Source organism: Planctomycetia bacterium, from assembly GCA_034440135.1.
In the GTDB taxonomy this organism is placed as follows: Bacteria; Planctomycetota; Planctomycetia; order Pirellulales; family JALHLM01; genus JALHLM01.
Genome location: JAWXBP010000120.1, coordinates 18027 through 28018, shown reverse-complemented (window position 1 = coordinate 28018; position 9992 = coordinate 18027). Strand labels below are relative to the sequence as shown.

6 protein-coding genes are annotated in these 9992 nt (G+C 61.8%); 5 read left to right on the top strand and 1 reads right to left on the bottom strand.

What is annotated here, in order from left to right; all coding sequences use genetic code 11:
- The first annotated feature begins 302 nt into the window (after positions 1–302).
- From SGJ19_06770 to pyrE, 3 genes are all read left to right on the top strand, one after another.
- Positions 303–1424, top strand: a complete 1122-nt coding sequence (locus tag SGJ19_06770; protein MDZ4779936.1) for a Gfo/Idh/MocA family oxidoreductase — start codon at positions 303–305, stop codon at positions 1422–1424.
- Between the two features lie 56 nt (positions 1425–1480).
- Positions 1481–3283 carry an oligoendopeptidase F gene (pepF, locus tag SGJ19_06765; protein ID MDZ4779935.1) on the top strand — a complete coding sequence of 601 codons (1803 nt, stop codon included), beginning with the start codon at positions 1481–1483 and terminating at the stop codon, positions 3281–3283.
- 86 nt (positions 3284–3369) lie between these two features.
- A complete protein-coding gene (gene pyrE, locus SGJ19_06760; GenBank protein ID MDZ4779934.1) occupies positions 3370–3930 on the top strand; it encodes an orotate phosphoribosyltransferase in 561 nt (186 codons plus the stop codon).
- Positions 3931–4191: 261 nt separating this feature from the next.
- On the opposite strand, the gene SGJ19_06755 is transcribed toward pyrE, so the two are convergent.
- Positions 4192–5325 (bottom strand): L,D-transpeptidase family protein, encoded by a 1134-nt coding sequence (locus SGJ19_06755; protein ID MDZ4779933.1) that lies wholly within the window; start codon positions 5323–5325, stop codon positions 4192–4194.
- Positions 5326–5683: 358 nt separating this feature from the next.
- On the opposite strand from SGJ19_06755, the gene SGJ19_06750 reads away from it, so the two are divergent.
- Complete coding sequence (locus tag SGJ19_06750) at positions 5684–7852, top strand: aryl-sulfate sulfotransferase (GenBank protein MDZ4779932.1); 2169 nt, start codon at positions 5684–5686, stop codon at positions 7850–7852.
- The gene (locus SGJ19_06745) at positions 7836–9974 is read left to right on the top strand and encodes an alkaline phosphatase family protein (protein ID MDZ4779931.1); all 2139 of its coding nucleotides are present in this window, start codon (positions 7836–7838) and stop codon (positions 9972–9974) included. Before SGJ19_06750 ends, SGJ19_06745 begins: the two co-directional genes overlap by 17 nt.
- Positions 9975–9992: the final 18 nt, after the last annotated feature.

Below are 9992 nucleotides of genomic sequence, written 5' to 3'. Positions count from 1 at the left end.
CCGGCATGATCAAATGGGCCTGCCTCTTACAATACCTGCGATATGACGTCAAAATCGCGTTTTGAGACAAGGCCTAGCCCGTAGCGCCAGCGAGGGAGAATTGACGCGGCGTACGAACCGAGATCGAACTCTCGGTAGCTCCGGGATCAAGCAACTTAGAGTTTGATCTCGTTCGGTTGTCGATACCTTCGCCCCCTCGCTGGCGCGACGGGCTTGTATCGTTGCGACCGTCGGACCCTTGAGGATTCTGATCCTCGCCCGTACGCTTTACGGCTTCCACACTTGCCTTGAGGAAGCCGATTATGAGTCCCCGTGCCGCCCAGCCGCCCGTGCGGATCGCCATCGTTGGCGCTGGCGCCGTGAGCGACTATCACCACGTGCCCGGCATTCGGCTAGATCCCCGCGCCCAGTTGGTCGCCGTGGCGGATACGAACGCGGAATTGGTCGAACGCCGCCGCTCGGAATGGCACGTCGCCACGGCCAGCACCGACGTGGACGCCGTTTGCCAACGCGACGACGTCGACGCGGTGATTATCGCCACGCCCAACTTCACGCACGTGCCGATCGCCATGACGGCGCTCCGGGCCGGCAAGCATGTGATGTGCGAGAAGCCGCTCGGGCTGAATGCCGAGGAAGTGCGCGGGATGTGCGAAGTCGCGCAAGGCGCTGGCGTCGTCCACATGACGGCATTCACCTATCGTTTTGCCCCTTCGATGCGATACTTGCGACATCTGTTGCACAGCGGAGCGCTCGGCGAGCCGCGGCATTTCCGCTCGCAGCGGTTCCTGGATTGGCCGGAGACCAGTTGGGGCTGGCGGCAATACAAGCGACTGGCAGGCGCCGGCGACTTGTACGACATGACGACGCATCGCTTGGATTTCGCCCGCGATCTGATGGGCCCGCTCGCACGGTTGTGCGGCGCGGTAGCGCGCTTCGCGCCGCGCACCAAAACGCCGACCGGCGAAACCTGCGAACCGTCCGACGTGGATGATTGGTCGAGCCTGATCGCGGAGTTCGCGTCCGGCGCGACCGGCGTCTGGGAAGGAACGACGCTCGCCAAGGGATACGGCATGAACGGTTTCGGCCACGAGTGGGCCGAAGTGAACGGGTCCGAAGGCTCGGCCGTCTATCGCCTGCATGAGCCGAATCGCATCTTAGTCGGCAAGACCGGCCATGATCTCGCGCCGCGCGACGTCCCGCCGGAGTTCCTCAAACCGGCCGGCAGCCCGCGAGATCCCAGCCAAGGCCAACCCGCGACGGTGTTTCGATACGACCTGGTCTGGGAATTTGTTTCGGCGATTGTCGAAGGTCGCGACGCCGTGCCGAGCTTCCACGACGGCTGGCACGCGCAAGTGGCGGCCGACGCGGTGCTGCAATCGCACGCGGAACGTCGCTGGATTGAATTGGCAGGACACGGCGGCTAGCGCTGTTATGCGCCGCTCGTTTTTCGTCGGCCCGCCCTACAACGGATTGAAACTGCATGGCCACTGCAAAGCAACTACCGAAACGCAGCGATGTCGATCCGGCCGATTGCTGGAATCTGGACAGCCTGTTCAAAAACGACCAGGCTTGGGAACGGGCCTTTGGGAAATGGGAAAAGCTGATCCCGCGCTACGACGAATTTCGCGGCAAGCTGGATGTGAACGCCGAGAAGCTCGCGGAACTGTTGAAGTTCGATGCTGAGTTCGAGCGGGCCGGAGAACGCCTGGGAACCTACGCGTTCCTCAAAACGGCGGAAGACGCCGGCGACAGCAACTACCAGCGGATGCAAGGCCGTCTGCGGCACGCTTCAAGTTTGGCGGCGCAACGCGCGAGCTACATTCGTCCGGAGATCATGGCGATCCCGCCAGCGAAGATGAAGCGGTATCTCGCCGAGGAGTGCCTGACGGAGTATCGGCTGCAGTTGGAGCGGATTCTGCGCTACAAGCCGCATACCTTGTCGGACAGCGAAGAAAATCTGCTGGCCATGCAGACGGAAATGTCCGACGCCGCCGGGCGGATTTTCCGGCAGCTCAACGACGTCGACTTGAAATTCGGGCGCATCAAGAACGAGCGCGGCGGAACGATCGAGTTGAGCCACGCCACGTTTTCCACCTGCCTGCACTCGCCGGATCGCAAGATTCGCAAGGCGGCGTTTCACCAGTACTACGAAGCCTACAGCAGCCACGCCAACACGCTGGCGGCATCCTACGCCGGTGCGGTGCAGCGCGACGCCTACTATGCCAAGGCGCGGCGCCATGCGAGCTCGCTCGATGCGGCCCTCTTCCCGGATCGCGTCCCGCGCAGCGTGTACGATAACTTGATCTCCAGCGTTCGCGCGCATTTGCCGTCGCTGTATCGCTACTACGAATTGCGTCGTCGTCGGATGAAGCTCAAGGAGATTCATCACTACGACACCTACGTGCCGATTCTCAGCGAACTCGAACGCCGACACAGTTGGCAACAAGCGGTGGACGTGGTGATCGCGTCCCTCGCGCCGTTGGGCAGCGAATATGGCCGCGTCCTAGAACGCGGACTCAACGACGGCTGGTGCGATCGCTACGAGAATCAAGGCAAGCAAAGCGGCGCGTTCAGTTGCGGCTCCTTCGACGGGCAACCGTACATCCTGATGAACTATCAGGAAGCGGTGCTGAACCACGTGTTCACCCTGGCGCACGAGGCGGGGCACTCGATGCACTCGTATTTCTCGGCCAAGTCGCAGCCGTTTCAATACTACGACTACACGATCTTCGTCGCCGAAGTGGCCAGCACCTTCAACGAACAACTGCTGCTCAAACACTTGTTGGCCAAGGCCAACGACCGCCGCGAACGGGCGTACCTGATCAACAAGGCGATCGACGACATCCGCGGCACGATTTTCCGCCAAACCATGTTCGCGGAGTTCGAAAAGATCACGCACGAACTGGTGGAAGCCGGCGAACCGCTAACCGTGGCGCGACTTCGCTCCGCCTATCGTGAGTTGCTGACGGCCTACTTCGGACCGGAATTCGTCATCGACGAATGCCTCGACCTGGAATGCCTGCGGATCCCGCACTTCTACCGGGCGTTCTACGTGTACAAATACGCCACGGGTCTGTCGGCCGCGATCGCACTCGCGGAACGCGTGACCACCGGCGGCAAGGCGGAATTGCAGGCTTACCTCGGCTTCCTCAAAGGGGGCTGCTCGAAATACCCGCTCGACCTGCTGCGCGACGCCGGCGTCGACATGGAACAACCCGGGCCAGTCGATACCGCGCTTTCCAGTTTCGGCGCCTTGGTCGATGAATTGGATACGCTGCTGTAAGAGACCACACGGCGCAACTTAGACTCGCCGCGCCAAGAAACGACTTCACCTACTACGCCTACTTCACCTCCTGCACCTACTTCCTCATGTTCAACCGCCAAGCTCTCATCGACGTCTTCCGCGAAAAAGCGCTCCGCTTCGGCGACTTCACCTTGGTCTCCGGCAAGAAAGCCAAGTACTACCTGGACGGGAAGCAGGTGACCCTTGACTCGGCCGGCGCGATGCTGGTCGGCGAGGGAATTCTCGATCTGCTGAAAGACAATCTCCCGCGCGCCGTCGGGGGCATGTCGATCGGAGCGGATCCGATCACGGCCGCCGTCATCACGCTGGCCGGCGTGCGTGGCGTGCCGCTCAAAGGCTTCATGGTCCGCAAGGAATCCAAAGGGCACGGCACCAACAAGTTCATCGAAGGGCCCGTGCAGGCCGGCGATGAAGTGGTGATCGTCGAAGACGTCGTCACCACAGGCGGTTCGTCGCTCTTGGCGATCGAGCGCTGCGAGGCGTTTGGGCTCAAAGTCCGCACCGTGATCACGATCGTGGATCGCTTAGAGGGCGGCCGAGCGGCCTTCGAATCCCGCGGCTACAAGTTTCAATCGCTGCTGACGATCGAGGATTTTGGCATCGAGCCGCCGAAAGGGGAGGGGTGAGAGGAGTAAAGGAGTAAAGGAGTCTTGTAATAGCCCCAAAGGGGCGTCAGACAATAGCCAGGGGTGCCAACCCCTGGTATCGAGTACCGGAAAACGGCGGAGCCCCACCGGGGCGACACTCTCAAGGTGTCGCCCCGGTGGGGCTCGATTGCTTTTCAAGATCCTTCCAGGCGTTGGCACCCCTGGCGATTACCTGCCGCCCTTTCGGGGCTGACTCAACGCACGCAATTTGATGCTGGCGCTTTACTCCTCCGCCCCACGCTACCGGCGCACCGCGACTTCCGACCCGATCGTCAGGATATCAAACACGTCCTCGATGTCGCGCGGGTTCATGCGGATGCAGCCGCGCGGGTCTTCGCGGTCGAGGCTGCTGGGATCGTTCGAGCCGTGGATGCTGACTTGCTGGTCCAGTTCGATCTTGCGTGACCCCAGCGGATTCTGCGGATCTTCTGGCGTGTAAACGCGCTCCGCGTAGTAGGAAGGATTCAGCAGCTTGTTTTGTACGACGTGATGTTCGCCCGGCAGCGGCGGGTGATCCGCGCCGACGGCAATGGGGAACCGTCCCGCGTAGCGCTCGCCGTTAAGAAACAACACGAGTTGCTTTTGTTGCAGGTCCACCACGGCGTGGAACGGTCCTTTGATGATTTTCAGCTCTTGTCCGGGCTCCAATGGCCCGGCGCCGGGGAGTCCATTGATCTTAGCGAGCAGTTCCCAGGGCACGTTGCACGCCGTGGCGATCTGTTCCAGCGTCTCGCCCGGCGCGACACGATGTGGCGCGTCAAGCAAATGCTGCCGCGAGTAAATCACCGTGCCAGCGAGTTGGCTCAACAATGCGGTCAATCGCGAATCTTCTTCCGGTGTCAACGACGGATTGCCGTACAACTTCGACAAGGCGAGATGCGCCTCGGCCAATTGCCCGGATTGCAGGAGTGGCTCGATCGCCACGAGTTCTTGTTCCAGAACGCTCGCGGCTGTCGCGGTCGAGGTTTCAGCCGCTACGGACGTCGCATCGGCCGACGACGGATAGGGATCTGCGAGAGCGCCTTCGGCCATGGGCGGCGCGGCCTCCGAAACCACGGGCGGCGGCGGTCCGTCGTCCGGGAAATTCTGTTCGGCATAGCGGTTGTCGCTAGCTGGCGCCGGGCCTTCTTGGTTGGCGACGCCGGCATCAAAGGGCGGCGCAGCGTCAAAGGCCGGCGCTTCGTCGCCCGCCAATGCAGCGCCAGTCCGTTCGACGGGCAGTGGCGGTAAATCGTGCTTCGTGAGCACGCCCGGCTCGATACTCGGAGCGTCCACCTGCGTCGTTGCGCCCGGCTTCTTGGTGATTCCGACGTAAACGCCGTAAGCGAGCGCGGCCAGTAACGTCGCGCCGAGCAGTGTTTTGAGTGAATTCACGATCGTCCTCCTTGACGACGGCGCCCGCGCATCGCGGCAATCCGCGATGACCCTATTGCGGCGGGATTTTAGAGAAACTCAGGGAACCATGCCAGAGCAGTTGAAGGGCCGTCCACGGGTCGTCCACGGGTTGAAAACGGTCGGTGAAACCTGTCCAAGCCCAGGGAAGGCCAGCGAAATCGTTGCCAATGGTGTCATCACTGGGGGCCTTCCCTGGGATTCGCGCGCCTGGCGGATTAAATCGCGCTGGCTAGCTAGCAATCTTCACGGCCAACCGCGAAACTAGCTGGCAACGAGCGGGTTTGATGGTTGCCCGCCTTTTCTCAAGGTTCAGGACATGTCTCGGGAATTTAGCTCCATGAAGCGCCCCACTTCGAAGCCCGCGTTCTTCCTCGTCGCGCTGACGTCGACCGTGTTGTATCTGCACACGAATCTTCGCGCGGCTCACGCTTCCGAAGCCCCGGACGGCCCGGCCGACGCCGCATCCGCCCAGACAGACGACAAAGAACAGCCGGCCGACGCCAAGCCGGAAGCAACTGACGCTCAGCCGGAGCAGAAGGCTGCGGAGGCGCCGAAGCCCGCGGTCAAGTTCGGCCTGAACCTGCACGACCCTCGCGCCTTGCTGGGCTATACGCTCCTCTCCCCGTTGGGCGGCACGAAAACGTTCCTCTTGGATATGGAAGGCCGCGTCGTCCGCACCTGGGACTGCGGCTGCCAGCCGATGAGCTCGTACATCCTGAAAAACGGCAACATGCTCCGCTTCGGCAAGCTCGCGCCGGAGGAACAAAAATTCGGCAACGGCCCCGGCGAGGCCGGCCGCATTCAAGAGTTCACGTTCGACGGCGAGGTCGTCTGGGATTACAAGCTCGTCAGCGAAAACCAATTGCCGCATCACGACATCTACAAACTTCCCAACGGCAACGTGTTGATGGTCGTGTGGGAGAAAAAATCGCGCGACGACGCCATCGCCGCCGGGCGCGCCCCGGAGAATCTGGACGACAAGCCGCTCCAGCCGGACTGCATCATGGAAGTTAAGCCGACCGGCAAGGAAAGCGGCGAGATCGTCTGGGAATGGCACCTCTGGGATCACCTGATTCAGGACCGCGATCCTTCGAAAGCCAACTATGGCAACGTCGCCGAACATCCCGAACTAGTGGACGTCAACTTCGGCGAGGGACTCGCGCAAGCGCTCAAGGATAACGACACCGTAAATCAACTCGCCGGCATCGGCTACGTCGGCGCGCCGGCCGCAGGTCAGGCGCCGAAAGTCAACGCCGATTGGACGCACTTCAACGGCATCGATTACAACGCCGAGCTCGACCAGATCGTGATTAGCGTCCATGCCTTCAGCGAGATCTGGATCATCGACCACAGCACGACCACCGACGAAGCCAAGGGCCACACCGGCGGCCGTTCCGGCAAGGGGGGCGATTTGCTCTATCGCTGGGGCAACCCGATCGCCTACCGCGCAGGTACAAAAGAAAACCAGACCTCCTTCAAGCAACATAACGCCCAGTGGATTCCGAAGGGACATCCCGGCGAGGGGCATTTGCTGTTGTTCAACAATCAGCACGAAGTCGAAGGTGAAAAGTTTTCTACCGTCGACGAACTGGTGACCCCGGTCGATGAAAAAGGCAACTATCAACGGCCGACCGGCGAGGCCTTCGGACCGAAAGAACCGGTCTGGAGTTACGCCGCTCCGAAGCGGACGGACTTTTATTCGAGCTTCATTTCAGGCACGCACCGCTTGCCCAACGGCAACACGATGATTTGTTCCGGCGCGAACGGCACGCTGTTCGAAGTCACGCCTGAAAAGGAAATCGTCTGGAAGTTCATCAATCCCACGAAAGAGAATCCGTTCGGCGGCGGTCCTGGCGGCGGGCCGGGCGGAATGTTTGGCCCCCCGGAAATCGGCAAGCTGCTGCCGTCGTTCGCGATCGATCGCTTGAAACTGACAGACGAACAAAAGGAGAAACTCGCCGCGATCGAGAACGACGCGCAAACCAAGCTGGATGAGCTGCTGACCGAAGATCAGCGCAAGGAATTCGCCGAGCTAAAGAAGAATCCCTTTCCCTTCCCCGGCGGCCCTGGTGGCGGACCCGGTGGGCCCGGTGGACCTAATTTCGGACCTCCAGGCGGCGGCCCGCGCGTGGCCGGCGGGCCGGGCGGCCCAGGCGGCCCCAATTTCGGGCCTCCCGCCGGCGGACCCAATTTCGGCCCTCCCGGAGGAGGTCGCGGCCCGGATGGTGGCGGACCTGGTGATGCCGCTGGTCCTGGCGACGGTCGTGGACGCGGTGATCGCCGTGGTGGCGGCGGCGGTCCTCCAGGCGGCGACAGTCCTCCCGGCGGAACGGCGGTGTTCCGTGCGTATCGCTACGCCGCGGACTACGTCGGCTTCCAAGGCAAAGACTTAACGCCCGGCAAGACACTGGTCGAGATCGTCGACGAAGCGGAAAAAGCGAAGGAGCAAGCGAAGGACAAGGAAGCGGAAAAGAAGGACGGCCAGGACGATGCCAAGCAGAGTTAGGCTGTTGCTCGTTGCCGCATTGCTGGTGCTGGCGATGCAATCGCCGGCGCTAGCGTACATCGGCCCCGGCGCCGGCTTCGCCCTCGCCGGTTCATTCCTGGCGGTCTTCGCCGCGGTCTGCTCGGCGCTGTTGATGCTGGTCACGTGGCCCGCGCGGTTGATTTGGCGCTTGTTGTTCGGTCGCCGCGCGTTGGCCAAGAGCCGCTTCAAACGCGTCGTGGTGCTGGGACTCGACGGGCTCGATCACGGCCTCACCGAAAAGTTGATCGCCGCCGGCAAATTGCCGCACCTGGCCGCGTTGGCCAAGGAGGGCAGCTTCCATGCACTGGGTTCGACGTTGCCGCCGATTTCGCCGGTGGCCTGGTCGACATTCCAAACCGGCGTGAATCCCGGTAAGCACAACATCTTCGATTTTCTCGTGCCCGACCTGCGGACGTACGAGCCGAAGATGAGCTCCGTGGAAATCCGTCCTCCGCGCCGCATGTTGCGCCTCGGGCGCTTCAACCTGCCGCTCGGAAAGGCGAGCATTCGCTTGTTGCGGAAGAGCAAACCGTTCTGGAGCGTGCTCAGCGCGCATGGCATCACCAACTGCATCCTCCGCGTGCCGATCACCTTCCCGCCGGAGAAACTGCGCGGCGTGCAACTCTCGGCGATGTGCGTGCCGGATCTCCGCGGCACGCAGGGCGTGTTCTCGCACTACACGACCCGCGCGGCGATCGCAGGGGAAAAGACCGGCGGTGAAGTGCATCGCGTGACCCGCATCGGCGACAAGGTGCGCGCGGACTTGATCGGCCCGGATCATCCCTTTCGAGGCGAGCGCACGCAGCTCAAGGCGCCGTTCGAAGTCCGCGTGCAAAGCGCCGACGTGGCGACGCTCAAGATCGGCGGGAAGAAGCACAAGTTGCGCCTGGGTGAATACACCGACTGGGTGCAAGTGAGTTTCAGCATTGCGCCCGGCATGAAAGTGCAGGGCATCTGCAAGTTTGTGCTGCTGGCGACGGCGCCGGAATTCGAACTCTACGTAACCCCGATCAACATTGATCCAGAAAAACCGGCGATGCCGATCGGCTATCCGTCGGTGTATCCGATCTACCTCGCCAAGCGGCAAGGCCCGTACGCCACGCTCGGCCTGGCCGAAGACACCTGGGCGCTGAATGAGCACGTGCTGGATGACGAGTTGTTCGCAAAACAGTGCATCGACATCGACCGCGAGCGCGAAGAAATGTTCTTCGACGCCCTCGACAAAGTGCGGAGCGGCCTCTGCGTCTGCGTGTTTGATGGCACGGACCGCATGCAGCATATGTTTTGGCGTTACCTGGACGACAAGCATCCCGCGCATCCCAAGGAATTGCCGGCCAACTTGAAAACGCCGATCGAGGATCTGTACCAGCGAATGGACGAAGTCGTCGGCAAGACCCGCGAGAAATGCCGCGACAAGGACACGCTGCTGATGGTCATTTCCGACCACGGCTTCAACACCTTCCGCCGCGGTATCGACCTGAACCGCTGGCTCGAAGAAGAGGGCTATCTCACCGTCGACGACGCGCGCCGCGGAGCGGAGCATCTGGCCGGCGTCGATTGGTCCAAAACGAAAGCCTTCGCGCTCGGCTTGACCGGCATCTTCATCAATATCCGCGATCGGTACGATCAAGGCATCGTCGACGCCGGCGAAGAAGCGGAACAACTCCGCGACGAAATCGCCGCCAAGTTGAACCAGCTCATGGATACGGAACGCGGCGATCCGGCGATCAAACGCGTCTACATCGCCCCCAAGGTCTATCGCGGGCCGTACAAAGACCATGCCCCGGACCTGGTCGTCGGCTATGCCCGCGGCTATCGCGTTTCGTGGGAAGCCGCGATCGGCAAGACGACGCGTCAGGTGTTTCATGACAACACGAAGGCCTGGAGCGGCGACCATTGCGTCGATCCCTCGGTGGTCCCCGGCGTGTTGTTTTGCAACCGCGCGATCGAAACTGAAAACCCTCGCCTCATCGATCTCGCGCCAACGATCTTGGACATGTTCGGCGTCGCCGCGCCGGATTACATGGATGGCAAACTACTGGCCGTAGCAGAAGGCGCGAAGCAATCGACCAACAACGATACCAAAGTGCAAGCCGCGTAGTTGCAACAAGCGAATCCC